Source organism: Pseudofulvibacter geojedonensis, from assembly GCF_042675745.1.
In the GTDB taxonomy this organism is placed as follows: Bacteria; Bacteroidota; Bacteroidia; order Flavobacteriales; family Flavobacteriaceae; genus Pseudofulvibacter; species Pseudofulvibacter geojedonensis.
Map to the genome: position 1 here is coordinate 1 of NZ_JBHTJM010000008.1, position 26,512 is coordinate 26,512.

32 protein-coding genes are annotated in these 26,512 nt (G+C 29.5%); 22 read left to right on the forward strand and 10 right to left on the reverse strand.

The genetic code is table 11. From position 1 onward, the window contains the following. Positions 1-369: 369 nt before the first annotated feature. Genes ACFQ1O_RS07105 through ACFQ1O_RS07115 form a run of 3 tightly spaced genes read right to left on the reverse strand, consistent with a single transcriptional unit; the run spans position 370 to position 2,230 of the window. Positions 370-810 (reverse strand): DUF4268 domain-containing protein, encoded by a 441-nt coding sequence (locus ACFQ1O_RS07105; RefSeq protein ID WP_377714817.1) that lies wholly within the window; start codon positions 808-810, stop codon positions 370-372. Between the two features lie 5 nt (positions 811-815). Beyond that, entirely contained in the window at positions 816-1,493 is a 678-nt protein-coding gene (locus ACFQ1O_RS07110; RefSeq protein ID WP_377714819.1) for a ZIP family metal transporter, read from the reverse strand. Further along, on the reverse strand, positions 1,490-2,230 hold the full coding sequence (locus ACFQ1O_RS07115) for a class I SAM-dependent methyltransferase (RefSeq protein ID WP_377714822.1): 741 nt from the start codon (positions 2,228-2,230) through the stop codon (positions 1,490-1,492). Before ACFQ1O_RS07115 ends, ACFQ1O_RS07110 begins: the two co-directional genes overlap by 4 nt. A gap of 32 nt (positions 2,231-2,262) precedes the next feature. Between ACFQ1O_RS07115 and ACFQ1O_RS07120 the strand changes: the two genes are divergently transcribed. The 3 genes from ACFQ1O_RS07120 (at position 2,263) to mnmE (ending at position 5,444) form a co-directional block, all read left to right on the forward strand. After that, positions 2,263-3,417 carry a THUMP domain-containing class I SAM-dependent RNA methyltransferase gene (locus tag ACFQ1O_RS07120; RefSeq protein WP_377714824.1) on the forward strand — a complete coding sequence of 385 codons (1,155 nt, stop codon included), beginning with the start codon at positions 2,263-2,265 and terminating at the stop codon, positions 3,415-3,417. Between the two features lie 87 nt (positions 3,418-3,504). Next, positions 3,505-3,903 carry a hypothetical protein gene (locus ACFQ1O_RS07125; protein ID WP_377714826.1) on the forward strand — a complete coding sequence of 133 codons (399 nt, stop codon included), beginning with the start codon at positions 3,505-3,507 and terminating at the stop codon, positions 3,901-3,903. A gap of 143 nt (positions 3,904-4,046) precedes the next feature. Next, positions 4,047-5,444 (forward strand): tRNA uridine-5-carboxymethylaminomethyl(34) synthesis GTPase MnmE, encoded by a 1,398-nt coding sequence (gene mnmE / locus ACFQ1O_RS07130; RefSeq protein ID WP_377714828.1) that lies wholly within the window; start codon positions 4,047-4,049, stop codon positions 5,442-5,444. Positions 5,445-6,158: 714 nt separating this feature from the next. On the opposite strand, the gene ACFQ1O_RS07135 is transcribed toward mnmE, so the two are convergent. The 4 genes from ACFQ1O_RS07135 to ACFQ1O_RS07150 are packed head-to-tail and all read right to left on the reverse strand — an operon-like array spanning position 6,159 to position 8,261. Then, the gene (locus tag ACFQ1O_RS07135; protein WP_377714830.1) at positions 6,159-6,656 is read right to left on the reverse strand and encodes a mechanosensitive ion channel domain-containing protein; all 498 of its coding nucleotides are present in this window, start codon (positions 6,654-6,656) and stop codon (positions 6,159-6,161) included. 5 nt (positions 6,657-6,661) lie between these two features. Beyond that, on the reverse strand, positions 6,662-7,156 hold the full coding sequence (locus ACFQ1O_RS07140; RefSeq protein WP_377714832.1) for a DUF2391 family protein: 495 nt from the start codon (positions 7,154-7,156) through the stop codon (positions 6,662-6,664). Positions 7,157-7,169: 13 nt separating this feature from the next. After that, the gene (locus ACFQ1O_RS07145) at positions 7,170-7,760 is read right to left on the reverse strand and encodes a porin family protein (protein ID WP_377714835.1); all 591 of its coding nucleotides are present in this window, start codon (positions 7,758-7,760) and stop codon (positions 7,170-7,172) included. A gap of 60 nt (positions 7,761-7,820) precedes the next feature. Then, positions 7,821-8,261 carry a phosphate-starvation-inducible PsiE family protein gene (locus ACFQ1O_RS07150; protein WP_377714838.1) on the reverse strand — a complete coding sequence of 147 codons (441 nt, stop codon included), beginning with the start codon at positions 8,259-8,261 and terminating at the stop codon, positions 7,821-7,823. A 423-nt stretch (positions 8,262-8,684) separates the two neighbouring features. Between ACFQ1O_RS07150 and ACFQ1O_RS07155 the strand changes: the two genes are divergently transcribed. From ACFQ1O_RS07155 to ACFQ1O_RS07165, 3 genes are all read left to right on the forward strand, one after another. Further along, a complete protein-coding gene (locus ACFQ1O_RS07155) occupies positions 8,685-9,197 on the forward strand; it encodes a hypothetical protein (RefSeq protein ID WP_377714840.1) in 513 nt (170 codons plus the stop codon). Positions 9,198-9,320: 123 nt separating this feature from the next. Next, complete coding sequence (locus tag ACFQ1O_RS07160) at positions 9,321-9,824, forward strand: Dps family protein (RefSeq protein WP_377714842.1); 504 nt, start codon at positions 9,321-9,323, stop codon at positions 9,822-9,824. Positions 9,825-9,826: 2 nt separating this feature from the next. Continuing rightward, a complete protein-coding gene (locus tag ACFQ1O_RS07165) occupies positions 9,827-10,018 on the forward strand; it encodes a hypothetical protein (protein WP_377714844.1) in 192 nt (63 codons plus the stop codon). Here ACFQ1O_RS07165 and ACFQ1O_RS07170 read toward each other — a convergent pair. Beyond that, the gene (locus ACFQ1O_RS07170; RefSeq protein ID WP_377714846.1) at positions 10,007-10,522 is read right to left on the reverse strand and encodes a DUF3124 domain-containing protein; all 516 of its coding nucleotides are present in this window, start codon (positions 10,520-10,522) and stop codon (positions 10,007-10,009) included. The genes ACFQ1O_RS07165 and ACFQ1O_RS07170 overlap by 12 nt on opposite strands. 49 nt (positions 10,523-10,571) lie before the next feature. On the opposite strand from ACFQ1O_RS07170, the gene ACFQ1O_RS07175 reads away from it, so the two are divergent. The 14 genes from ACFQ1O_RS07175 to ACFQ1O_RS07240 all read left to right on the forward strand — a co-directional run bounded on the left by ACFQ1O_RS07175 (position 10,572) and on the right by ACFQ1O_RS07240 (position 22,520). Continuing rightward, on the forward strand, positions 10,572-10,967 hold the full coding sequence (locus ACFQ1O_RS07175; protein ID WP_377714848.1) for a DUF2391 family protein: 396 nt from the start codon (positions 10,572-10,574) through the stop codon (positions 10,965-10,967). A 93-nt stretch (positions 10,968-11,060) separates the two neighbouring features. Beyond that, positions 11,061-12,092, forward strand: coding sequence for a hypothetical protein (locus tag ACFQ1O_RS07180; RefSeq protein ID WP_377714850.1), 1,032 nt, complete (start codon positions 11,061-11,063; stop codon positions 12,090-12,092). A 482-nt stretch (positions 12,093-12,574) separates the two neighbouring features. After that, entirely contained in the window at positions 12,575-13,969 is a 1,395-nt protein-coding gene (locus tag ACFQ1O_RS07185) for an arginine decarboxylase (protein ID WP_377714852.1), read from the forward strand. Continuing rightward, a complete protein-coding gene (speB, locus tag ACFQ1O_RS07190) occupies positions 13,962-14,891 on the forward strand; it encodes an agmatinase (protein WP_377714854.1) in 930 nt (309 codons plus the stop codon). Before ACFQ1O_RS07185 ends, speB begins: the two co-directional genes overlap by 8 nt. Then, entirely contained in the window at positions 14,884-15,855 is a 972-nt protein-coding gene (locus ACFQ1O_RS07195) for a deoxyhypusine synthase family protein (protein WP_377714856.1), read from the forward strand. Before speB ends, ACFQ1O_RS07195 begins: the two co-directional genes overlap by 8 nt. Positions 15,856-15,857: 2 nt before the next feature. Continuing rightward, positions 15,858-16,130 carry a hypothetical protein gene (locus tag ACFQ1O_RS07200; protein WP_377714858.1) on the forward strand — a complete coding sequence of 91 codons (273 nt, stop codon included), beginning with the start codon at positions 15,858-15,860 and terminating at the stop codon, positions 16,128-16,130. A gap of 4 nt (positions 16,131-16,134) precedes the next feature. Then, a complete protein-coding gene (locus ACFQ1O_RS07205; RefSeq protein ID WP_377714860.1) occupies positions 16,135-16,395 on the forward strand; it encodes a hypothetical protein in 261 nt (86 codons plus the stop codon). Between the two features lie 4 nt (positions 16,396-16,399). Beyond that, positions 16,400-16,822, forward strand: a complete 423-nt coding sequence (locus ACFQ1O_RS07210; RefSeq protein WP_377714862.1) for an NUDIX hydrolase — start codon at positions 16,400-16,402, stop codon at positions 16,820-16,822. A 33-nt stretch (positions 16,823-16,855) separates the two neighbouring features. Beyond that, on the forward strand, positions 16,856-17,632 hold the full coding sequence (locus ACFQ1O_RS07215; RefSeq protein ID WP_377714864.1) for an RMD1 family protein: 777 nt from the start codon (positions 16,856-16,858) through the stop codon (positions 17,630-17,632). A 112-nt stretch (positions 17,633-17,744) separates the two neighbouring features. Beyond that, entirely contained in the window at positions 17,745-18,074 is a 330-nt protein-coding gene (locus ACFQ1O_RS07220; RefSeq protein WP_377714866.1) for a hypothetical protein, read from the forward strand. A 54-nt stretch (positions 18,075-18,128) separates the two neighbouring features. After that, positions 18,129-18,905: a hypothetical protein gene (locus tag ACFQ1O_RS07225; RefSeq protein WP_377714868.1), complete on the forward strand. Its 777-nt coding sequence runs from the start codon at positions 18,129-18,131 to the stop codon at positions 18,903-18,905. A 15-nt stretch (positions 18,906-18,920) separates the two neighbouring features. Continuing rightward, entirely contained in the window at positions 18,921-19,349 is a 429-nt protein-coding gene (locus tag ACFQ1O_RS07230; protein WP_377714869.1) for a tellurite resistance TerB family protein, read from the forward strand. A 5-nt stretch (positions 19,350-19,354) separates the two neighbouring features. Further along, positions 19,355-20,173, forward strand: coding sequence for a universal stress protein (locus ACFQ1O_RS07235; protein WP_377714871.1), 819 nt, complete (start codon positions 19,355-19,357; stop codon positions 20,171-20,173). Between the two features lie 220 nt (positions 20,174-20,393). Then, the gene (locus tag ACFQ1O_RS07240; protein ID WP_377714873.1) at positions 20,394-22,520 is read left to right on the forward strand and encodes a flavin monoamine oxidase family protein; all 2,127 of its coding nucleotides are present in this window, start codon (positions 20,394-20,396) and stop codon (positions 22,518-22,520) included. A 72-nt stretch (positions 22,521-22,592) separates the two neighbouring features. Here ACFQ1O_RS07240 and ACFQ1O_RS07245 read toward each other — a convergent pair whose 3' ends face one another. Continuing rightward, positions 22,593-22,958 (reverse strand): hypothetical protein, encoded by a 366-nt coding sequence (locus ACFQ1O_RS07245; protein ID WP_377714875.1) that lies wholly within the window; start codon positions 22,956-22,958, stop codon positions 22,593-22,595. A gap of 118 nt (positions 22,959-23,076) precedes the next feature. Beyond that, positions 23,077-23,763 (reverse strand): Crp/Fnr family transcriptional regulator, encoded by a 687-nt coding sequence (locus ACFQ1O_RS07250; protein WP_377714877.1) that lies wholly within the window; start codon positions 23,761-23,763, stop codon positions 23,077-23,079. Positions 23,764-23,861: 98 nt separating this feature from the next. On the opposite strand from ACFQ1O_RS07250, the gene ACFQ1O_RS07255 reads away from it, so the two are divergent. After that, positions 23,862-26,246, forward strand: coding sequence for a heavy metal translocating P-type ATPase (locus ACFQ1O_RS07255; protein ID WP_377714879.1), 2,385 nt, complete (start codon positions 23,862-23,864; stop codon positions 26,244-26,246). Positions 26,247-26,337: 91 nt separating this feature from the next. Further along, complete coding sequence (gene ccoS, locus ACFQ1O_RS07260) at positions 26,338-26,511, forward strand: cbb3-type cytochrome oxidase assembly protein CcoS (protein WP_377714881.1); 174 nt, start codon at positions 26,338-26,340, stop codon at positions 26,509-26,511. Position 26,512 lies beyond the last annotated feature (1 nt).

Genomic DNA, 26,512 nt, shown 5'->3' on the forward strand with positions numbered 1-26,512 from the left:
AAATGTTGAGGGTTTTTTTATACAATGAATTCTAATATAAATAATCATTAATATTGTAAGTTTATAATTTCTTGTTCTTCAGATAGTGTTATTGATTCTGATAGTAGTCAACAACAAGGAAATTGTAATAGCAGAATTTTCATCTTCTATAGTGAATAATCATAGTTATTCTTTATCTATCTCTATTTCAGAGATATACAAGTTGTAATTGATAAGAGTTATACCATTCTGGGAAATCCCATGATATTTACATGATGTATTAGTTGGTTAAGCTAGTTTACAAACGTTAAATTAGGACTCAATCGGTTTAGATAAATTAAACTATATAGTTATTCCAAACCTATATTATTTGTTTTAGGAGTAAATTCTTTATTCGGTAATTTTAATAAAATCTTCGTATTCTAAAAAGAAACGTTCAAATGCATCCATAGTTTTATTAAAGAATTCATAAGCATCTCTCCAAGTATTTTTGTTATGAATGCTAAATTTTTTATCATGCATCACATAAATTCTACAAATGGTTTTACCAGATTCTTCCAAGAAATAATCGTTATCGTAAATTACTTCTGGTAAGAATTCAGTTTCTAAAATTGTTTTTAAAGATTCTAGCTTTTCAAATTGAAGTAAACGATCATATTCATCAGGGCTTTCAATATCTAAACAAACTGAAGCCGTTTTTCTATCTGCTTGAAATTTAAACGAAAAGTCTTTAATTTTGGTATTATACAAAATCCATTTTCTAGGAAATGATTTTCCGTAACTAGTCCAAAACAATTCTCTTAGTTGTCTAGATTCTTCTTTGCTGAACATAATAATTAAATAAAATAAGATGCTAATAAACCAAAACTAATAATGAGAAGCTTTACTAAGTTAAATTTATGTCCTTCGCTACTTTCAAATAAAATAGTAGTAGAAATATGTAAAAATATACCAACAGCAACTGCAGTTATTTGATCGTTATACGCTGTTAATAAAGGGTAATTACTAATTAAATAGGTGCCTAAAGGAGTCATTAAAGCAAATAAAGATAAAAATAAAACTATAGACTTTTTAGATAATGCAGATTGTAAAAAGAAGGTTGTAAGTATAATAACAACAGGTATTTTATGTACTACAATACCTAGTAGAATATTGTCATGTCCTTTTAAAGGAGTTCCTTCTAGTAAGGAGTGAATACTTAGACTAATAAATAATAACCAAGGAAATTGTTTGCTGTTTTTATGTAAGTGAACATGACCATGTTCAGCACCTTGAGAAAAGAACTCTAAGCATATTTGTAATAATATCCCTAGAATAATAAATAAACCAACAGATTTGCTATTTTCTTTATCTATGAATAGATTAGGGAGCATTTCAAAAATGGTAATTCCTAACAGAAAGGCACCGCTAAAGGCTAATAAAAGCTTTAAGTTTTTCTTTTTTTGTGGTTTAAAAATAATAACAGACAAAGCTCCAACCACTACAGCTATTATAGGTAGTAAATACTGAATCATTTAAAAATAAGAATTAATCTTTTTGAAGTTGATTTATGGAACTTGTTTAGTTTATAATCTCCAAAGATATCTAATAAAGTAATATTAGCTTGCTTGAAATAGTTTTCGAAATCAGATAAGCTAATAGCTTTTACTTTTTCTACAAAGGAAAAGTCTTGCCCTTTATCTGTAAACTTAATTTCTTTATGAATAAAACCATCTTTTAAGAATCTTTTAATCTTAAAAAGAATTCCTTCTACTTCTTTTTCTTCATTCGGAACAAGGTTTTCTATGACATAATCTGTATTCATAAAATCGATAACTCCAAAACCCATGTCATTTAAGTTTTCTTTAATGGCTTTAATAGCTTTTAAGTTGTCTGAATCGTTTTCAAAGTAACCAAAACTGGTGAATAAATTAAAAACAGCATCGAATGTTTTATGATATTTTTTGCGCATATCATGAACATTAAATGTTAAGGTATCATTCTCAAACTGTTTGGCATGTGCAATACTTTGTTCAGATAAGTCTACTCCTGTAACATTATAATTGAGACTATTTAAGTAAATAGCATGTCTTCCTTTTCCGCAAGCCAAATCTAAAATACTTCCGTTTTCAGGAAGATTTAAGTAGTTTGTTAAATGCTTCATGAATAATTCTGCTTCATGCTCATCTCTATCTTTATATAAGATATGATAGTAGGGTGTGTTAAACCACGAAGCAAACCAATTATTTTCTTCTTTTACTTTTTGTTCCATTGAACGGCAAAAATACTGTATTTTTGCAAGCTATGGGAGATAATTTTAAAATGGTAGCCAAAACTCTTTTTGGCTTTGAAGATTTATTAGCTAAAGAGCTTAGAAACTTAGGTGCAATAGACGTAAAAAAAGGTGTTAGGAATGTAAGTTTTTATGGTGATATTGGTTTTATGTATAAGGCCAATTTATGTTTAAGAACGGCTATAAAAATTTTAAAACCCATTAAGCGTTTTAAAGTTAGAAATGAACAAGATTTATATGATCAAATATATAGAATTGCATGGAGCAAGTATATGAATTCTTCAGATACTCTAGCTGTTGATGCAACTGTTTTCTCTACCAAGTTTACTCATTCTAAGTTTATTGCGTTAAAATCTAAAGATGCCATTGTAGATAAGTTTAGAAATACAAAAGGAGAACGACCTAATGTAGATTTAGATTATCCAGACTTAAGAATTAATGTACACATACAGCAACATGACTGTACCATTTCTTTAGATAGTTCTGGACAATCGTTGCATAAAAGAGGGTATAGATCTTCTACAAATATTGCTCCTATTAACGAGGTTTTAGCAGCTGGATTGGTTATGTTATCTGGATGGGATGGACAATGCGACTTGTTAGACCCAATGTGTGGTAGTGGTACATTGGCTATAGAAGCAGCTATGATTGCTTGTAATATTCCTGCAAATATTAATAGAAAAGAATTTGGTTTTGAAAAGTGGCCAAATTTTGATGAAGAATTGTATAATAAAATAGAAGAGTCTTGTTTGAATAAGATACGAGAGTTTCATCATCAAATAGTTTGCTATGATAAAGCACCCTCGGCTATGCGAAAAGCTAGAGAAAATGTGAGAAATGCGAACCTAGCTGATTACATTTCTGTTGAGCATGAGGATTTTTTCAAGACTGAAAAAACAAATGAAGGTCCTTTACATATATTGTTTAATCCGCCTTATGGAGAGCGTTTACCTGTAGATGTTAATATGTTTTACCAGCAAATTGGAGATACCTTAAAAAAAGGTTATGCCAATACAAATGCTTGGTTTATTACTTCTAATATGGAAGGTTTAAAAGCAGTAGGCTTAAGACCTTCTAGAAAAATTAAATTGTTAAATGGTAAGTTAGAATCGCGTTTAGTGAAGTACGAAATGTACGAAGGGAGCAAGAAAGCGAAGAAACAATAGCAAGGATTAACAAAAGTTTTAGACTATTATTGACTGATAAAGAGTATCTTTATACGAATTTACGTTTAATCAATTTAAAATTTAGTTATGAAAAAAGTAGTATTGAGTTTTCTTTTTGTGTTTTGCTGTATGGCATTTTCTAATGCTCAAGAAGTAGTAGCAGAAAAAGTAGAAGTTAAAACAGAAAAGAAATGTAGCAAGGCAGATAAAAAAGCTTGTGCTAAAGCAAAGAAAGAATGTAAAGCGTCTAAAAAGACATTAGAAGGTGCAGAAGCTTCTGTAGAAGGAAATGCTGGTAAGGTAGCTGCTAAATCTTGTGAGAAATCTAAAAAAGCATGTTGTGCTAGTAAATCTAAAGCTATGGCAGGAGGAGATTCTAAAGTAGATGGAGATTCAGGAAAGGCAACAACTAAAAGCTGTTCTAAAGCAAAAAAGTCTTGTGAGAAATCTAAAAAAGCTTGTTCTGCTAAAAAGGATAAAGCTTAATTATAAAAAAATAGATATGATAAAAGGGTTAAACCATTAGGTTTAACCCTTTTTTGTTGCTTGACTATAAGTAATGATGAGTAATGAATTAGTTATTAGGAGGCCATTGGTAATTATGTTATTTTTGCCTCAAATTTTAGTTTATGATACATCAAGATACTATAGTTGCCTTGGCAACTCCTTCAGGAAGCGGAGCTATTGCTATTATTCGTGTTTCGGGTAAGGATGCTATTGCTATAGTAGATAGGTGTTTTCAATCGGTAACTAAAGGTAAAAAGCTTGTAGATCAGGCTAGTCATACGTTGCATTTAGGACATATAGTAGATGGTGACCGATTTATAGACGAAGCTTTGGTTTCGTTATTTAAAGGAACCAATTCGTATACCGGCGAGCCTACAGTTGAAATATCTTGCCATGGTTCTCCTTATATTCAGCAAGAAATTATTCAGTTGATGTTGCGTAAGGGATGTAGAATGGCAGATGCTGGAGAATTTACCTTACGTGCTTTTTTAAATGGTAAGCTAGATTTGTCTCAAGCAGAGGCAGTAGCCGACTTAATAGCTAGTGATTCTGAAGCATCGCATCAGTTAGCTATGCAGCAAATGCGTGGTGGTTTTTCGTCGGAAATTAAAAAGTTACGCGATGAGCTAATGAACTTTGCGTCTTTAATAGAGTTAGAGCTCGATTTTGCAGAAGAAGATGTAGAGTTTGCCAATCGGAAAGATTTTCAGGATTTAATTAATAGAATTCAGTTAGTTCTTAAAAGATTAATAGATTCTTTTGCGGTAGGGAATGTTATTAAAAATGGTATTCCGGTTGCTATTGTAGGCGCCCCCAATGTTGGTAAGTCAACCTTATTAAATGCCTTATTAAACGAAGAGCGTGCAATTGTATCTGATATTGCAGGTACTACTCGCGATACGATAGAAGATGAATTGATTATTAACGGAATTTCTTTCCGTTTTATTGATACCGCAGGTATTAGAGAGACTAAAGATGTGGTAGAGAGCATTGGTATTCAGAAAACCTTTGAAAAAATAGAGCAAGCTCAGGTAATTATTTATTTGTTTGATGCATCAGAAGTGTCGGAATCTGAAGATTTAATCAAGCATAATATTGTTGAGATTAAAAAGTTAGAAAATAAATTTCCGTTAACTCCATTAGTTGTTGTTGCGAACAAAATAGACAAGGCCAATAAAGAATTAATTACTCAAGAGTTTGAGTTTAATAATTTGCAATTGCTATCGGCTAAGCAGCAAATAGGAGTAGAGGAGCTAAAAGATACGCTGGTGTCTTTTGTAAATACAGGTGCTTTGCGTAATAACGAAACCATAGTAACCAATACCCGTCATTACGATGCTTTATTAAAAGCTTTAGAAGAAATTCATAAAGTACAAAATGGTATTGACATTGGATTATCGGGTGATTTAATGGCAATCGATATCCGCCAAGCCTTATTTCATTTTGGTGAGATAACAGGGGAGATCACTACTGATGATTTATTAGGGAATATCTTTGCTAACTTCTGTATCGGCAAATAAGGGGTATGCTTTTTGTTGGCTTTTGGTGAAGTAAACATGGCTTTGACATGGCTTTAACTTTTCTTTACTATTGAGTAAGGGTTAATTTTTTATTGAGCTCATGATGTGGATTGTTGTTCATTTTTTTCTTGATAAAAAAACGAACCAAAAAAATCAAGTCAGACATTAGGAAGTTGCTTCGCAGCATTCGTTTTCGAAACTGCATGCTAAGTGCTATCGCACAGCACTTCCGTTTCTTCACTCATTACTTCTGTAGTCTGACGAAGTTAAAAGTTAATATTGGCTTGCTATATTTTATGAATGGTTTAATGCTTTTTGTACTTACAGGGCTTTTCTTTTTTCCATCGCCGAAAAATGCGCAGTATTCATGAGTTCCTTTGAAAAGCAGTAAAAATTATACGAACTAAAAGAAACAAAACAGTCTAGTCTTCGATGTTCGGAGGTCAATTAATTTTTTGACACCTAAAAGAAATGAACTCGCCAAGGCTCAAACAGCATTTCTTTTCTACGGTATCTTCAAAATATTGACACTCGCCTGCCACATCTTATGACGAGAGATATTTTTACAACACTTTTTCGGTGTGAATTTTACGATAAATCTTCAAGAGGGCAAAATACCACTAATCACAATTCGTTTTCGAAACTGCATGCTAAGTGCTATTGCACAGCACTTCCGTTTCTTCACTCATTACTTCTTTAGTTAATAATGGGTTGCTATTCTTTTAAAATTTCTATACCCCTTTGTAGTACTAAAGATGTTGGGATGGTAATATTTTCGCCAAGGTCTGTTCTTAGAAAAACATAAAAACCAGTTATATCTACCACAGTTCCAGTCCAATTATAATCTTTATCAATAATTTTTATTTTATCGCCTATTCTCATTGGGTGATAAAAAAATAATATGACACTAGAAGTTAAATTTGATAATAGAGACCATTGAGCAAAGAAGCCAACTCCTAATACTGCAAGAATTGATGATATAAATAAGCTAAATTCATTAAACTTAATACCCCACGTTAAGGCTAATAGTACTCCAGATAAGAGATAGATACATAAATATGAAGCATTTAATATTACTTTTCTTCTATTCTTATCTATTCCTTTACTAATACTAAACTTTTTAACTCCGCTTTTAATAAACTGTATAGATAGTATTAAAGTAATAACTATTATACCTGAAATTATAGTATTAAAAATAAGATTGTATTTCATAAAAACTATTTTATAGTATCGCTTAAAGTACCACTCATGGCAGCTGGGAATGCTACAATAACTATTCTTTTAATGGCTATGAGGTTGTTTACTCCCCAAGGGCATTTTTGTATTATAGTTAAAATTAAAGCAACAATAATTAATGAAATTAAATAAGTGCCTAGTATTCTTTTTATAAATTCAAAGACGTATCCTTTAAGTGTGACTTTGTAAAAATTGTAGTAGACAAAAATAGATATTAAAAGAAGCGATATTAGGGCTATTAACAGCACATTTGTGTTGGGGAGAAATTGACCTAGGTTCCAGGCTTCTTCTGTAAGTGCCACAGGTATGGCCATTAAAGATGATCCTACAACTACTTGCATGATGTCTCTAGGTTTAAATTCTAACATCAACGGTTTAAGGGTGTAGCTTATAATTTCGCCAGACTTATTGGCAATAGGAACTATTCTGTGTAAATACCCCCCAATTCTTTTTATAGATGATTCTTTTATTTCCATTTTACATATAGTGCTAAAAATCTAAACCACAAGAAAACTGAATTAACCTATTAAAAGTATCGGAATCCTCATATATTTTTCCTAGTCCCAAGTGGTATCTTGCTCCTATGCTAAAACCAGACCTGCTTCTAAAACCTAATCCGGCATTAACTCCCCAATCAAAAGAGTTGGGCTCAAATGACTTGGTTGTAGTTAAGATATTGGATTTTAATTCTTCTTTATGAGAAATAGCATAACCTACTTGAGGTCCTAATTCTAAGTAAAAAGCTTCGTCTGGATAAACTTTTAACATTATAGGAAGGTTTAAATAGTTTAAACGCTGTTCTAGTTCATACAACTCATTTTCTATTTTATAACCTTGTTGTGAATACATTAATTCTGGTTGAATAGAAAAAAAATCTGAAATAAACGATTCGCCAAATATACCTATATGGAATCCGTGTCTGTTATCTGTAGTTCCATTGCTATCGGTTTTAATAGAAGCTAAATTATAACCTCCTTTAATTCCAAATCTAGACGTGTTTTTTTCAGTTTGCTTATTTTCTTCTTGTGCGGTTACCGTTAAAGTAAAAGCAAATAAAAGTAGTAGTAATTTGTTTTTCATCTGGATGTTTTTAGATAACGAAAATAGTAAAGAGATTGTGTTTATTGTTTTTTTGAATAGTTATTTTTTTACTAATGCATGGTGTTTTATTAAGAAATAAAATACCCCTATAGAAACTAAAATACCTCCAAAAGATATTGTTAATAAAGGATCGTTTTTAGTATAATCAAAAATAATTAATTTTCTAGCTATAGCAAGTGCTGTTATAAGACAAACGTCTAAAACCAACGGTTTTATTTCGTGAGATTTAAGAGTTTTTAAAATAGAATTTAAGAATTCTAAACTGATTAATAGTGTCATTATTTTTCCAAATAAAGATTGGTAATCTTTGAACTGTATCAGTTGTGGAGATAATATATCTGAAGAGATAATACTATACAATTCGCTTATCACTCTTAAGAGTGAAATAATAATGATAAACCCTATAATAACAGAGACAATTATAGTGATTACTTTTTCAAATTTATGAAAGAGTAGAATTGTTTTTGAACTACTATCCATTATTCTAAATAAATGATTAATGTATTTAACTTAAATAAAAGTAAGTAAATTAATGCTAAAAGCACGTTTATTTCTATACCTAATTAAATTAAACAAGTATAGTTAGTTACTAAAGTAAGCATATTTTTTGAAGAAAGATTTTATACAAACAGATAAAACAATTTATAGTGTTGTAAGTTTTATAGTGGTATTTATAAATAGCTTATAACGAGGAATACAGCAAGAAATTAAATCTATATTTTATGAGAATAACTATATGAGTTAATTATTTAATGATATGAGTTAATAATGAAGTTAGCTACTTTATAGTTTTGTGTTAAACAAATAAAAACAAATATGCACCCAAAGAACTAGTGAGCTAAAAGATGTGAAAAAGTAAGCATCTTGATAAAAAAATTACTTAGTATTTAAAAATTAAATATTATGAAATTTATATTGAATACAATATTTGTATTTAGCTGTATAGCATCTTTAAACGCTCAAACGAACACAATTAAAACTACAAAAGTAAAATTTAATGATTACTTAAAAGATGGAGTTTTAAATACTACCAAGGTAAAAGTAGTAACAACAAAAAGCCAGTCTGTAGCACTTAACCCACATCAGAAACAAGAATTGAATCAGGATTTAATTCATTCGCCTAAATCAATAACTAAAACAATTTATATTGATAATGATGGTGATTCTTTTTACGATTTAAAGTCTGAATTATTTTTTATGCAAGACCATTCTTCTAAAAAACATATACATGTAGATGATAACGCATTATTTATAAAAAAGGGAGGCGTACAGGTAACTAAAACAGATCTTGAAGAAATTATAAATGGTAAGAAGATGATTTTATACTACAACAATAAAAATGAATTGGTTGTAGAGTATGTTAATACCGATGTTTCTAAAGAGGAAAACTTCTTTTTTAAGCCTTTGTTTTTATAAATACTAGAAGTTTTAGCATAGTATAACAAAGTTAAAAATACAGGGATAACCTAAAAGTTGGTGGGTAAGATCACTGTCAAACCACTGATTTATAAAACAATACAAAATTTAAAAACAAAAAAAATGAAATATTTAAACATAAGAGACGAAAATATTGTACCAGTTGTTAATGAGTTGAATCAATTATTATCAGATTATCAAATCTATTATCAAAAGCTTAGGAATTTTCATTGGAATATTACTGGAGAAAACTTCTTTACACTTCATGAAAAGTTTGAGAGTATGTACATAGACTCTAGGTCTAAAATTGATGAAATTGCTGAGAGAATTTTAACATTGCAATATCATCCTATAAGTAGTTATAAAAAGTACTTAGAAGTATCTTCTATAGAAGAAGAGTCTCCATACAAAAGCGATAAAGACATGGTTGAAATATTATTAAAAGACCATAGAATATTGTTGCTTCAAATGAATAAGGTAATTAAAAAATCATCTGAAGCGAAAGACGAAGGAACAATAGATATTATTAGCGGATATATAAGTGATTTAGAAAAAACAAGTTGGATGCTAAACGCATGGTCTAAACATACAAAAGAAAGCTATAAAGAAAACTTTATTTTATCATAATTATGAAATTTATATACGTAAAAAGAGAAACTAAAACCGAGAATATATTTTCTAAAAAAATGGGTAGGTTGATATCTAAAGTTACCTATGTAAAAAAGTATTTTTTAGGAGTACCAATTAAAACACTGCATAAGTATAGAAATACCTATTACGGAGAAGTAAAAAACTACAATGATTGCCATTTATTCATTTAAAGAATAGGCATCTGTTTTAAATGCAAATGATTTGTTGCTATACTGACCAATCATTATAGCTTGTATTAATGGTTTTGTGTTTTTAGAAAAGCTACTTAATTCTACAATAAAATTTGCACCATTACCTCCTGTGTCATCATCTTCTTCTATAACATAGTTGATAGTTGCCATTGGAGGTATGCTTATTAAGTTGTTGATGAACTTTTTTACTAAATTACCATTGGTATTGTAATAATTAATTTTAGATATAAAAATTGAATCTTTAGAACTTGTGTTTCTAATACTTAGAGTTGCACTTAACAACTGTTTAGGATTTTGTTTATCGATATATATGTCAGAATATATTGGTACATATAGTTTATCTTGATATTTGATTTTATCTAATTTGATATTCTGATCTAATTCTAATGATTGTAACTCATCTTTTCCAGACTTGTTTAAGTTTGGATTTTTTTGATTACATGAAATAAGCAGTAAAAAGGCTAAAAGCAGCAAATATCGCATTTGTTTAAACTTACGGTTAATACATTCAAAAATAGCAATAAAATAAATTATGAAGTATTTTAATAAAGAAGATTTTGCCCAAATTATCATCGGGTCTACAGTAGTGTCTCTACCTATTGCATTTACCAAAGAGTTTTGGGACTTGAGTTTTTCTTTACCAATCTATAATATTGTTTTAATGGTTGTTATTTCGTTAATTTTTATTATGATTTACACAGCTTTTATTGTATTTGAGTCTCCTAAAGTCATTACTTTTAGAATTATAATTAAAAGAACTATATTAAATTATATAATAACCATTATAATGGCATCTATTGTTTTAATTACCATTAATAAGCTTTCTTTGTTTATAGATACACTAACATCTATTAAACGCATTTTAATATTATCTTTTCCGGCTTCTATAGGGAGTGTAATGTTTGATGGCTTAGACAAAGAGGGATAGTAAAACGCATGGTTTACTTTTTATAAAAGCTACTTAAAAGTTTTAAAAAGTATAGTAATTTAGACAAGTATTGTAATAATGTTTTTAAGTGATATGAATAAAGAAGAAAAACAATATAAAAAACCAACTTATAAAATAAAAGCCCCTTTAAAAGAGCATTTAAAAACCTATTCTAGGTATGCTGATTTACCTTTAACTTACGATGATTTAACGGTATATCAAGATTTAATTCCAGTTACCAACGATGCAGGAGAATCTAATTTGTGGTTGCTGGTAATTTATAATAGTTATGATATAGATAGAATATACGAGCAGCTAATTCAAATTTACGAATTATTAGTGGCCGATGGTGATAAGGTGCCCTTTTTAAAGATTGAACGAATTGAATTTTGCTCTTTTGGAAATTCGCAGCCTTTTAGGATTAAGGTGAAAAATGAAATAAACGACAATCATGATTATTTTTATATTAAGAGAGCAGACTCTTCTAGAGTTTACGGTTTAGAGTTAGAAGAAATATTCTCTCCAGACAAGGTTTCTTTTTTAGTAAACAATAGTACTATTGTTATAGAACATATAGTAGGAATTCCTTGTGATGAATTTATAAAAACCTATAGCAATATAGAGATAGAAAATAGGCTAGGATTTGCTAAGGAGTTTGTTAAGTTTAACGAAAGGTGTTTTGTGCGTTTATTAGGAGATATTAGGGCTTATAATTTTATAATTGAAATTATTCAAGATTTTGACAATGTTCAATATAGAATGCGTTCAATAGATTTTGATCAGCAAAGTTATGAAGGTAGGAAGAGTTTATATTTACCACAATACTTTAGAGACAATATTAAATTAGTAAACCATGCTCAAGAAATGTTGTTACCAGAAATTTCTAACCAATATGCAAGAGAAGAAAGAGTAGCAATGAGAAAAAGATTTTTAGCCTCAAGGCAACGAACTAAAAGTCTTTTACGTAAAATGAGAAGAGATAATATTTCTACTATAGAGCATATTAATAGGTTAAAAAAAGAATTGGGTGCTTACCATAAAAACGAAGAGTTTAAAAACTGTAAAAATATGGGTGAAATTCTTACGCTACACCTTGAGCAAAAGTTAGGGATAAAAATATTTTAAGCTCAATAATTGATTTAATTGCCTTATTTTTTTAATGATTTTAGTCTTAAAAAGTAATAATATTTTATTTTTTTAGTACAAAAATATCTTTCAATCGACTGTTTATCAAGGGTTTTAAAAAAAAATATTTTTTTTAAACATTTTTTATTTTGTATTTAAAAAAATACTACATTTGATATTAGTGTAATATGAGTCTATTGCATAAAATATGTTCTAGACGCAGTGCCATAAATATAATGAAACGTAATTTCATGTTCGGGCTTTGGACTATAAGGAAGTCTAATTCCAAAGCTTTTCAAGGGATTGAAAACCGAATCATAGGGCTGGCTTCTAAAAAACAATTTATGACCTCATCATTTAGTTTATTCAAAACTAAATTAGACCTTTTTGTTTATAGAATTTGATTAGAATAAAATCACTTTAGGTTTTATTTATTAATTTTTTTGCTTGGTTTTTCCCGGGCTTTAATCACATTTTATATCATGAATACTAGATATATAGATTTAATTGAGCAAACTTTCGAGTTTCCTCAACAAGAATTCTATTTACAAAACGGAACACTAAATTTCCATAACATAGACTTAATTAAAGTAATAGAGGAACACGGTACTCCTTTAAAAATCACCTATTTACCAAAAATAAGTGAAAACATTTTGCAAGCTAAAAAATGGTTTAACGATGCCATTAAAAAGCATAATTATAAAGGCAAGTATTTTTACTCGTATTGCACTAAGAGCTCTCATTTTAAACATGTATTAAACGAAGCTCTAAAAAATGATATTCATATTGAAACATCATCGGCTTTTGATATCAACATTGTAGAAAAATTAAAAGAAGAAGGAAAGATATCTGATAAAACATATGTTGTATGTAACGGTTTTAAAAGAGATGAATACATAAAAAATATTGCTCGTTTAATTAATAACGGTCACAAGAACTGTATTCCTGTTATAGACAATTATGAAGAGTTAAGCTTGCTTCAGCAAGAAACTAAAAAGAAGTTAAAGCTAGGAATTAGGATAGCTTCTGAAGAAGAGCCTAAGTTCGAGTTTTATACTTCTAGATTGGGTATAGGTTACAAGAATATTTTAAATTTTTATAGAAAAGAAATTAAAAGCAATAAAAAAGCAGAGGTAAAAATGCTTCACTTTTTTATTAATACAGGTATAAAAGATAATGCTTATTACTGGAATGAATTGAATAAGTGTCTTAAGGTTTATATAGATTTAAAGCGCATTTGTCCGAGTTTAGATACTTTGAATATAGGAGGAGGTTTTCCAATAAAAACTTCTTTAGGGTTTAGTTATGACTATCAATATATGATTGATGAAATTATAAACCAGATACAACTAGCCTGTGAAGAAGCAGAGGTTGCTACACCAAATATTTTTACAGAGTTTGGGAGTTATACAGTTGGAGAAAGCGGAGCGAATATTTATAAGGTTCTTTATCAGAAAAAGCAAAATGATAGAGAAAGCTGGAATATGATAGACTCATCGTTTATAACAACTCTTCCAGATAGTTGGGCAATAAACAGGCGATTTATTATGCTGCCAATTAATAGGTGGAACGATAACTATGAACGTGTTTTATTAGGAGGACTTACTTGTGATAGTGACGATTATTACAACTCAGAACAACATATAAACGCTATTTATTTACCTAAATACAAAGAAGGAGTTCCTTTATACATAGGTTTTTTTAATACAGGAGCTTATCAAGATAGTATAGGTGGTTATGGTGGTTTACAGCACTGCTTAATACCACAACCAAAACACATTTTAATTAATAAAGATGCAGAAGGAAATATTAAAACTTCTGTTTATAAAGAAAAACAAACACATAACGATTTTTTAAAAATATTAGGATATGAATAATTATGCAGGAATCCCAAATGAGTACGCAAAGCTAGATAAGTCTGGTATCGTTTTAATTCCTGTTCCGTATGACGGAACTAGTACTTGGCAAAAAGGAGCAGATAAAGGACCAAAAGCTTTTTTAGAGGCTTCAGAAAATATGGAGTTATATGATATTGAAACCGATTCGGAAGTATATAAAAACGGTATTTATTTAGCTCCAGAAGTTTTAGAAAAAACATCGCCAGAAGCAATGGTAGAAGAAGTTCATAGAGTTGTAAAAGCCTTTATAAACAAAAAGAAGTTTGTAACCATATTTGGTGGTGAGCATTCTGTTTCTATAGGAACAATTAGAGCGTTTAACGAGTCTTTTAATAATTTAACGGTTCTTCAATTAGATGCTCATGCAGATTTAAGAAAAACCTATGAGGGATCTAGTTGTAACCATGCGTGTGCTGTTTATGAGGCCAGTCAAACAACTAACCTAATTCAGGTAGGAATAAGGAGTATGGATGCTGTTGAAAAAACAGTTATGGATCCTGACAAGGTGTTTTTTGCTCAAGATATGGTTAACGATGATTATTGGATGGAAAACGCTATAGATTTAATGACTAATAATGTATTTATAACTATAGATTTAGATGTGTTAGACCCATCTATATTTCCTTCAACGGGTACTCCGGAACCTGGAGGTTTATTGTGGTATGAAACATTAGAATTTCTTAAAAAAGTATTTCAAGAGAAAAATGTAGTAGGATTCGATATAGTAGAATTATGCCCAAATAAAGAAGATAAAGCTTCAGATTTTTTAGCAGCTAAATTGTATTACAAAATGCTTAGCTACAAGTTTGAATTAGAAAAAGAGGATTTTGAGTTTGAAGTAGAGTTTTCTGAAGAAAAAATAAATAAAAACAACCAATTTGAAGACGAAGATTATGAATAACGGTAATATTAAACAGTTTATAGAAAACAACTTTTTACATTTTAATGCTGCAAGTTTAGTCGACGCAGCTAAAGCTTATGAAGAGCAATTAAATTTAAATGCTAAAATGTTGGTATCGTTAGCAGGAGCTATGAGTACTGCAGAAATTGGAAAAACATTTGCAGAGATGATTAGGCAAAATAAAGTTCATATTATATCGTGTACTGGTGCTAACTTAGAAGAGGATATTATGAACTTGGTTGCACATTCTCATTATGAGAGAGTACCTAACTATAGAGATTTAACTCCAAAAGACGAGTGGGATTTATTAGAGAGAGGATTAAATAGAGTAACAGATACCTGCATACCAGAAGAAGAAGCATTTAGACGTTTGCAAAAGCACATTTTTGATATTTGGAAAACAGCAGAAAATAACGGAGAAAGATTGTTTCCTCATGAGTTTATGTATAGGCTTTTAATGTCGGGTGTTTTAGAGCAGTATTATGAAATAGATCCGAATAACTCATGGATGTTAGCAGCGGCTAAAGCAAACTTACCAATGGTTGTTCCTGGTTGGGAAGATAGTACTATGGGGAATATTTTTGCTTCATATGTACTTAAAGGAGAACTAAAAGCTAGCACTATGAAATCTGGAATAGAATACATGACGTTTCTAGCTAGTTGGTATACAGAAAACTCTAAAAATGGTATTGGCTTCTTTCAGGTTGGAGGAGGTATAGCAGGAGATTTTCCTATTTGTGTAGTGCCTATGCTATATCAAGATATGGAGGAAGAAGAAACTCCTTTTTGGAGTTATTTCTGCCAGATAAGTGATTCAACTACTAGTTATGGATCTTATTCTGGAGCTGTGCCTAATGAAAAAATTACTTGGGGTAAGTTAGATATAGATACACCAAAATTTATTATAGAATCTGATGCTACAATAGTAGCGCCACTAATATTTGCTTATTTATTAAACCTGTAGTTATGAAAAGAGTAATAGTAGACTATAAAAAAATAACTAATGAATTATTAGAAGAGCTAGTTAACAAATTTCCAGCTGGATATGGAGATGAAGATATTATTGGTTTTAAAAATGCTAAAGGAGAAGAAATAGAAGCTGTAGAAATTAAAACAAATGATACAGTTTACTTAGTAAAAGTAGGTTTAAAACTAACTAAAGCTATGGAAAATTTTTCTGATGATGATTTAGATATAGATTTAGAAAACGATGAGTTTAATGATTACGTAAACGATTAAAATTATGTACGATATAGAATATAAAGAGTTAAGAACTGCAATAGGAGTTTTTAAAAAACATTTTAATGGATACTATTCTTTTGAATTAGCTAATGGAGATATAATTGTTTTTGAACAGGTAGACTCAAGCATATCTAAAGAGTATCAATTAAAATCTAATAAACATATTGATATGGTTTTTGAGATAACGTACTCAGAATCATACGATGAGTTTGAAAGTGATGATTTTATAATTTTTAAGCTAGAAGACTTAAAGCTTTTATAACGAAATGAAAACAATTAAAAGAGCACGTATAGTCATTTTTCACGATTCTAAACTATTGCTTTTAAAAAAAGATATAAAGAAAAGCTATACGTTTCCTGGTGGAGTTGTAAAGAAAGAAGAGACTTTAAAAGAAGGATTAATTAGAGAAGTATACGAAGAAATAGGAGCAAAAGTAGCTAAGAAAGACTTGAGATATTTAGCATCGTTTTCAATGGCTAAGGGAAATAAAAAGGAAGAAAACCATTATTACTTATTAATGAATCCAGAACAGTTTCAGTTTAAGTTATTAGAAACATTTAAATTTTCTGAGCTTAGTTGGGTAAACATTATTAAGGCTTCTAATAAGTTAAAACTTAAAGAAAGGTTTGTAGTAGAAGATATTTTATTATCGAGCTACCATAAGAGCTATAACGATTTTCTTGTTTAAAGACTCTTTAAGTGGCAATAATTACGAGACATTATGAATAAAGTAGTAGCATATCAAATAGGTAGTTATTTAGATTTAAAATTGTGTACAGATATACTTTCATTAGATCCTTTGTTTGAAGACAGCGATGAGGTTTTTTATCAAAAAAATGAAGGTGAGTTTATCTATGCTTTTCAATTTGGAATGATAAGTTTTTTCGGAATTTCTAATCAAGAAATACAAACTATAATTAGTAAGTTAAAAAGAGCTTGTAAGCAATATTTTGATGAAAAGTTAAAAGAAGAATTAGAAGTAGAAATTAACAATGCCAACATACTTGTAAAATTTAATAAGGTAATTATTCCAGAAATTAATCCAGAAATAATTAGGCTAGTAATGTTGTATACATCGCAGTCTGTTGCTTTAAACAGGTATGGTGAAATAACAGAAAAACTAATTGCAGAAACCACTAAGTATACCAAATATTTAGAGCTACACGGAAAGTTAAATATATCTGGGAATAACTTAAAAAAGTTTATTGGTAGAGTTTTAAATATAAAAAACGGGATATTAGAAAACTTGTACATTTTTGATTCACCCGATATTATTTGGGAAGATGAGCTGTTAAATCAATTAGATCAAAAGCTTAAAGTAACTTTTGACTTAAAAGATAGATATAGAAGGTTAAGCCATAGAATAGAAATTATTAAAGAAAATTTAGAACTCTTTAAAGATATTATGGATCATAATGAAAGTAAAAAATTAGAATGGATTATTATCCTACTTATTTTAGTTGAAGTTATTGATATGTTTATAATAAAGCTTATGTAAGAAGTAAAGATTACCCCACAGATAATACCTATAGATAGGTGTTACTAAAAGCTAAGGACTTGATGTGGCAAAAATCCTGATTTAACAAGTAATAATTTAAAAAAAAAAGAAAATGAAAGCAATATCAATTTTAGTTATATTATTTATAGGATTAACGAATACAGAACTTCAAAAAGAAGTAACTACTAAAGCAGTTTATGAAGGGTTCTTTGAAGGAACATATACATTCGTAATAGAAGGAGGAGATGAGTTTTTAGAAGAGACAATAGAGTTTGATGAGGTTCCGAATACAATTTTGAATCAATACGACTTAGAGTCTGACGCTTATGATGGACACCATTTTTCGATAACTTATGTAACCAGAACCGAGAAAATGGAAAATGAAGATGGTCAAGAAGAAGAATGGATTGTATATGAGTTAAAATCACTTCGTAAATTATAATTTTTTTTTCAGTCTAGTTTATTCGAACTAGACTGATTTTTAGTATATTTAAATATGGATAATGTTTTAGTGATTAACGATTACTCAAAAACTTCATTAGCTGTTTTTGATTATACTATTTCGCTTTTTAAAGGTGAGAAGGTTAAGGTTTCATTGTTTGATATTAGTAATAGTTTAAACAATGAAGCAAAAACTTTTATATCTAATAAAAAATCTCTTTTTGACAGAAAGTATGAACTAGATGCGGAAGCAGATTTACTATTAGAATTAGGAAAGATTATAGATAAAAAATTGATTGATATAATTATATTAACCACAAAGTTTAATAGCCAAGAAAGTGATAAGTTTATAGGAGAAAAAGTTTCTAAAATAATTACTAGTGGGTTTGGTATTCCTATTTTATTGGTACCTCATAACTATAATTATTCATTTATTGAAAAAATAACTTTTTTAACCGATTTTAAAAAAAGTTTTAACTCTCCAGAACTAAGAGAGTTTATAAAAATAGCTCTTATTTATAAATCGACCATAGAAGTATTAAATTTAGCTGAAGGAAATTCATTTTCTGAAGAACAGGAAAACAACAAGAAAGATCTAGAAGCATATTTTGAAGATATGGAAATTAATTACATTTCTTCTGACGAAAAAAACTCCAACTTATTTTCAATTAAGAAAGATATAGATGGTTTAGATAGCCAAATGATAGTTTTTGTAAATCATCAAAGAGTATTTTTTAATGCCTTAACTGAAAATAACGGAATTTATAATAGGGATTTTTATTCCAAAGTACCAATATTAATATTACCAAGTATTCATGGTAATTTGACTTAAAAAGAAAATAAGATTATGAGTATAATTGATTTATTCGAGTCGAGTGAACATAGAAACAACATGGCTCATTTTGCAGCTATTTATAATTTAGCAATATCTGACGGGGAGGTAAATGAATCTGAAAAAAGAATCATTTTAAAGTTTAAAGATAAACTAGATATAACAGATGATGAATATTACCAAATAGCAGAAGAACCTAATAAGTACCCTATAATTCCTCAAAGTAATTTAGATAATAGGTTAGAACGAATATTAGATTTTTTTAAAATAATTTTTTCAGATCATCAGTTAGATAGTCCAGAACGAAATTTAGTTTTAAGGTATGCTATACAATTGGGGTATTCTGAAACTGTAGCTAAAGATTTAATAAGTAAATCTGAAAGAATATTTAATTATGATTTTGATATAGAAGAATTCAGAGGTATTTTAAAAGCTATTGAATAAAAAATATGAATGTTTTAATTCCCTATAACTTTTCAGAGTCAGCAATTAGAGCTTTAAATTTTACCAAAAAGCTTTTTAAGAATCAACCAATTAAGATTGTATTATTAGATGTTTATATTAGTAATAAATCATTACTCTTAAGTACCGAACAAAATAAAAAATGGTTTAATGAAGTTGAGTATGAACTAACAGATGAATTAAAATATCTTATAGAAATATTAAATAGAGAGGAGTCTACTTTTATTTATGAGTACAAAGTAGACTCTAATTCACTTATAAAATCAATTCATAAAACAATTCTTGAAAAAGATATCAACTTAATTATTTCGGGTACTAGCGGAGTAAATAATATACAGGGCTCTTCTAAAGCGACTAACACCCTAACTATAATAGAAAATATAAAGCATTGCCCCATTATTGTAGTGCCAGAAAAGTATAAGTTTAAAAATATAAATAGGTTGGTTTTTCCAACAAACTTTAAAAGGGCATTTATAGCTAAAGAGCTAAAAATGTTAACTTTGATAAGTATTGTAAATAATTATTCTATTGAAGTGTTGGATACTAGCAAAATTAATGAGTTAGATAATGAGCAAGTAACGAATAAGTTGCAATTACAAGATTTATTAGATGATTTAAACCATTCGAATAATCAATTAAAATCAAGAAATCTCATCAATTATCTAGAAGAAATAGGAGATGGTTTATCTGTTTTTACGAGGTATAAACTAAATATTATAGAACGCTATTTTAAAGAGGATTTAATTAAAGAGTTAACCCTTCAGGGAAATACACCAATATTGGTTTTGCCAGATTTTTCAAAATAGATACTTATAATAACTATTCTATATTTAATAAGTTACAGAGTTGTTTTTAACTATTTAAAACAATTCACTATTACCGTATAATTACTTCTATAACTTTAGGTTAATTTAAAAGAACAGGTATAAATACTCGTAAATAGTAAAGTTGATACTAGTAAATTTGTTTCATACTGTTTTCAATAAAAAGCAAGATAGAAACTATTACTAACCAACAATATATATTATGAGTTACCATTCTTTTAATCCAAAAAACAAAGCTGCTAGCAATATTAGCCAATCTAAAGGTTCTGTAAAAAAAGCTTTTTCTGACTGGTTGATAGAAAATTACGGAAATGATTACCTGCTAGAAATAAAGAAGCAGCGCGCTAGAAAAGAAGCACAACATTTAAAGCAAAACATAGCTGGTTCTTCAACAGAAAAGTCTGCACAAACACCAACAGTAGGCATTATTGGTGGTGGTTTTGCAGGATTGTATTCAGGATTAATTTTACAGTCTCTTGGGATTGAGTTCGAAGTATTTGAAAGTTCTGATAGAGTAGGCGGTAGAATAGATACTTGGTACTCTACGAATTACAATGCTAATGATAAAAATGCTAGTGGGTTATATGGAGAAGTTGGGGGTATGCGTGTTCCTCAATTTTCTGAAGACATGTTGCCAGTACAGCATCTAACCTTATCCTTAAACGCAGTGCTTAAACGTAATAAACTAAATGATAAGTTAGTAAACTGGAGAAAGTTTTATTACAATTCAAACGTACAGCGTTTGAGATACAATAATATGAAAGAAGCCATAACTGCCGAAGACGCATCAACCAATTCACTAAATTTTGGCATAGATAAAGGTGGCGATTTGCCTATGGTATGGGTTACAGAAGTTACTTCTAAAGCCGGAGAGGTATATTTACCTATTAATAAAGTTTTAGATAAAGTAAACGAGCGCTTTTTAGCTGCTATAGACAGATCTTTTGCAGAAGGTTTCGAACTATTAATGCAATACGATAATTACTCTATGTGGGCTTATTTAACCAATGTATTTACTCTAGGAGATTTAGGCGAATATTACAATTCGGAAATGGGAGAAAGGACAGATTTACTGCCTTATAATGTAGCAAGTTATTTAGAAACATTGAATGCTGGTACAGGCATGTATGGAGTCTCATTTGTAGAAATGGTAATAGCTGTTTACGATTGGGGGGGGAGTAAAAACCCTTACGATAAGAAAGATGAGAACATATACATGATTACTGTAGATAAAGGAATGCAACATTTTCCAGATGCTTGTAGAACTGTTTTAGATTTAGAAGAAGGTGTTTTACCAACTGACGGTTACAGTGCTCAAATGGAAATAGGTATGATTCCAGGATTAAATGGTAAAAAAGGGTATTCTCCTTCTAATTTAACTAAAGATGCTCAACCACCAGCTTCTGTACCGCATGCAGATGCACCTAAGCCTATTGAAGGAAAGCCATCAGCTAAAAAGCAACGTGTTTATATGAACCATAAAGTTGTGGCAGTTCAGCACGATCCTCATTTATTTGACAATCATGGAGGAATGAAAATATCTGTAGAAAAAAAGGATAAGACTACTGGAAAAATCGAATCTATAGAAAAGCAATATCCATATGTAATAAGTACTTTGCCAAACGGAGCTTATTTAAATGGAGCTTTGAAGACTAATTTTTTCGATAATTTATCATTTTCTAAAGCACGCGCTATTCGACAGTCTAACTACATGCCAGCCTTTAAAGCCTTTTTGACTTTTAAAACTCAATTTTGGGCAAAACTAGGAAACCGTCAAGGAAAAGGACTGGGTGTGGCTGCAACAGACAGACCCAACAGACAAGTAGTATATCCTTCGTATGGTTACGAAGCAAATGGAGGAGTGTTGCAAATTTATTCTTGGGCACAAGATGCAGAACGAATGGGAGCACTTACTGATGAGGAGCGCGTTAACGAATGCTTAAAAGGTATTGCCTACCTATATCCTGAAGTTGATGTATATGAAGCTTTTGCAGGATACAACCCAGAAGTAACTACTAAAACATGGTTTTGGGATAATCACGTTGGAGGTGGTGCTTTTGCATTATTTTCACCAGGACAATTTAAAAACTTATACCCAACCTTATTAACACCAGAGTTTAATGGTTGTTTAAATATAGCTGGAGAATGTTGTTCTGTACATCACGGTTGGATTGTAGGAGCTTTAGATTCTGCTTATAATGCTGTAAACAATATTTTACAACAAGCAGGTGCTACCGATAAAATTAAACAAATGCAAAAAACTTGGGGAACACTTACGAGTCCAGATATTGCAGCAAGACAGAATAAGTTAGCAGAAGCAATGGCATAGTGTTTTTAGAGCTAAACTAAAAAGACCAGTTTTTACTGGTCTTTTTTTATTCATTTTAAACGTTTTATTTGTTTAAATATTAATTACAATGAGTAATATGTTTACGACTACGGATAATAACAATCCTTTAAAAACTATTTTAGGTTTTATTTGTCCTAATATAAGTGCATTAAAAATAGAGCTTAAACCAATGCATAAGCCTAACTGAAATATACCGTAATTAGAATTTTTCATATTAGCTAATATAACCATTGCTGCAATGGCTCCAATAACACTTTGCAGCATGATTGTTATTGCAGCGTTTAGGTAATAAGCTTCTTCAAATTCTATTGATAATCTTTTATAGAGTTTTACAAGAAAAATATCACTTGCTTTTATTTTAGTTTCTAAGAATTTACCATTAGCAAAAATGCTTTTAGCTGTAGTTATCGTACTCATCTTAATTTTAAGTATTAAATTAATATATGAGCAAAGTTATGTGAGTTAACTTGTATATAACATGATATTTATCATGTAAGAAAAATATCAATAGTTTTATGAATTTGAAATAAGGTTTTTAAAAACCTTCAGATATAGAAGTAAGTTTAGGGATATTCAAAACCTTAATGTTTTTACCTTTTAAATCTATTAAACCATCTTTTTTAAATTGAGATAGTAATCTAATTGCAGATTCTGTAGCGGTACCTATTACACTTGCAATTTCTTCTCTACTTAATTGAATATCGATATAACCCTCATCGTTTGTATCAAAGGTTTCATGAAGGAATAGTAAAGAGTCGGCAGTTCGTTCTTTTACTGTTTTCTGGGCCATACTTGAAATAGTCATATTGGCATCTTTTAAATCAGAGCAGGCTGTTTTCATCATATCTATGGTAAACTTAGGGTTGGTTTCTAGAGCCTCCATAATATCAGATTTAGGGATAAAACATGCTTTCATTTCATCTAAAGCAGTAACAGTTAAACTTACAGGTTCATCTACAACCACCGATCTATAACCTAAAACATCCCCACCTTTTACAAAACGAATAATTTGTTCTTTACCATTGCTATTTAGTTTGGTAAGTTTACATTTTCCAGATTTTACACAAAAAACCCCATTAATAGAACTACCTTCTGTAAAAACTACTTGCCCTTTTTTAAAAACCACTTCAGATTTCGCATTAGAAATACACATTAGCTCTTCTGTAGTTAAAGTTTTAAAACTATTAAAATGTCTTATGATACATTGCTGGCACTTACCCATTACTACTAAATATATATAACAAATATACCTTAAATATGATAAATATCATTGTAACAAATGTTACTAGTTGAGAAATTTGTGTTCGGTAAAAATAAGTTATGGAAGAACAATCTTGTTATCACTGTGGAGATACTAGCTCAATTTATATACATTTTGATAAAAAAGACTTTTGTTGTAATGGTTGTAAAACAGTTTATGAGATTTTAAATCATCATGAATTAGGAAAGTATTATGAGTTAGAGTCTAAACCAGGTAAAGCTCCCAGTGAGTTAAAAACTAAATTTGAGTATTTATCTAATAAAGAGGTTGTAGATAGTTTGTTAGAGTTTGATAATGAAGAGTTACAAATAGTAAATCTTTATATTCCACATATACATTGTAGTTCCTGTATTTGGGTTTTAGAAAACCTTCATAAACTCAATACTCATATAGCTAATACTCAAGTTAATTTCCCTAAAAAGACAGTTAGAATTTGTTATAAGAAAGAAACAACTAGTTTGCAAAGTATAGTTGAGTTATTGAGTAGTATAGGTTATGAGCCTTACATAAGTCTAGATGATAGTAAACGAAAGAAAAAAAAGGTTAATAATTCGTTACTGTTCAAATTAGTTACTTCAGGATTTGCTTTCGGGAATGTGATGTTTTTATCATTTCCAGAATACTTTGAACTTGATGAATTTTGGCTTAATCAATATAAACCATTTTTTCATTCAATAATGTTGTTCTTTTCGATACCGGTAGTTGTATATGCAGCACAAGATTATTTTGTTTCAGCATATAAAGGATTAAAGCATCGAATTTTGAATATAGATGTGCCTATAGCTCTAGGTATTATAGTATTATTTACTAGAAGTGTATATGAAATCTATACTAAAACCGGACAAGGTTTTCTAGATAGTTTATGTGGATTAATTTTCTTTTTGTTGTTAGGAAAGTTTTTTCAGCAAAAGACCTATAGCTTTTTATCTTTTGAAAGAGATTATAAATCATACTTTCCTATAGCAATTACTAAGATTGTTAATGATCTGGAAGAAACTATTCCTGTACATAAAATTAAGAAAGGAGATAGGCTGTTAATTAGAAATGAAGAACTTATTCCTGTTGATGGAGTTTTGATAAAAGGAGAAGCAAAAATCGACTATAGTTTTGTTACAGGTGAAGCTAATTTAATAAACAAAGAGTCGGGTGATAAACTTTTTGCAGGAGGAAAACAAAAGGGTGGTATAATTGAGGTGGAGGCAACTAAGAGTATTAATCAGAGTTATTTAACTCAGTTATGGAGCAATGAAGTTTTTGCTATTGATAAAGAAAATAGAATAGAGAGTTTGACCAATCAAATTAGTAAGTACTTTACTGTAATTATATTGTTAATTACTTTACTTACAGCAGTTTTCTGGTATGTAGTAGATCGTAGCTTATTAATTAATGCAGTTTCAGCAGTGCTGATAGTTGCTTGCCCTTGTGCTTTAGCATTATCAGCTCCATTTACATTAGGAAATATTCTTAGACTTTTAGGGAAAGAAAAAATATACTTAAAAAATGCTTCAGTTATAGAACGTTTAGCTTCTATTAATACTATTGTTTTTGATAAAACAGGAACATTAACTTATAGCAGTAATAGTAAAATTCAATATAGTGGTGAAGAGTTTTCTAAAGAAGAATTAATAGCTATAAAATCACTATTGAGAGTCTCTAATCATCCTCTTAGTAGGTTATTGTTTAATCATTTAAATATAGATAAAGAGAGTTTTTATAGTGTTTCTAATGTAAAAGAAATACCAGGTAAGGGTTTAATGGCCGATGTAGCAGGTAAAGAAATTAAAATAGGATCTCATTTACTGGTAAATGTCAATAAAACTAATGATAATAGTACAAAAGTTTTTATTGAGATAGACAGTAAGTTTAAAGGTGAATTTACCTTAAAAAGCAGTTATAGAAAAGGAATGTTAAAGCTATTCAAGAGATTAAATAAAACTTCTATGTATATAATTTCTGGAGACAATGAAGCTGAGAAAGACTATTTAGAAGTAATTTCTCCAAAAGGAACCCGATTATTATTCAATCAAACTCCATCTAATAAATTAGAAAAAATTAAAGAAATACAACTAAGTGATAAAAAAGTTTTAATGGTAGGAGATGGATTGAATGATTCTGGAGCTTTGGCTCAGAGTGATGTGGGGGTCGTTATAGCAGAAAATGTGAATGTATTTTCTCCTGCTTGTGATGCAATTATAGATGCAAGTATGTTTAAATATGTTGATAGATTGTTACATATAGGAAAACAATCTAAAAAGATAATTATAGCAAGTTTTGTTTTGTCTTTTCTGTATAATATTATAGGACTTTCGTTTGCTGTAACTGGAAAATTATCACCTATAATAGCAGCTATTTTAATGCCTTTGAGCTCTATATCAGTAGTAGTTTTTGTTACAATTTTATCTACATCATTAATATCAAAAACGATTAAAAAACCTGAAGCTTAAAAAACATGATATTTATCAGTTTTTAAGCTAACAAACGTCATAGTTTCTACTAGTTGCTCATCATACCTTTGTTTAAGGTAAAAATTAAGATATGGGAGTGATCTACATTTTAATCACTATTAGTTTTATTGTGGCAATGGTTTTTTTCATAGCATTTATTATAGCTGTAAAAAAAGGACAATATGATGATTCGTATACACCATCTGTGCGCATGCTTTTTGATGATGAAATAAAAGTTACTTCTTCTAAAAACAACAAATCATAAA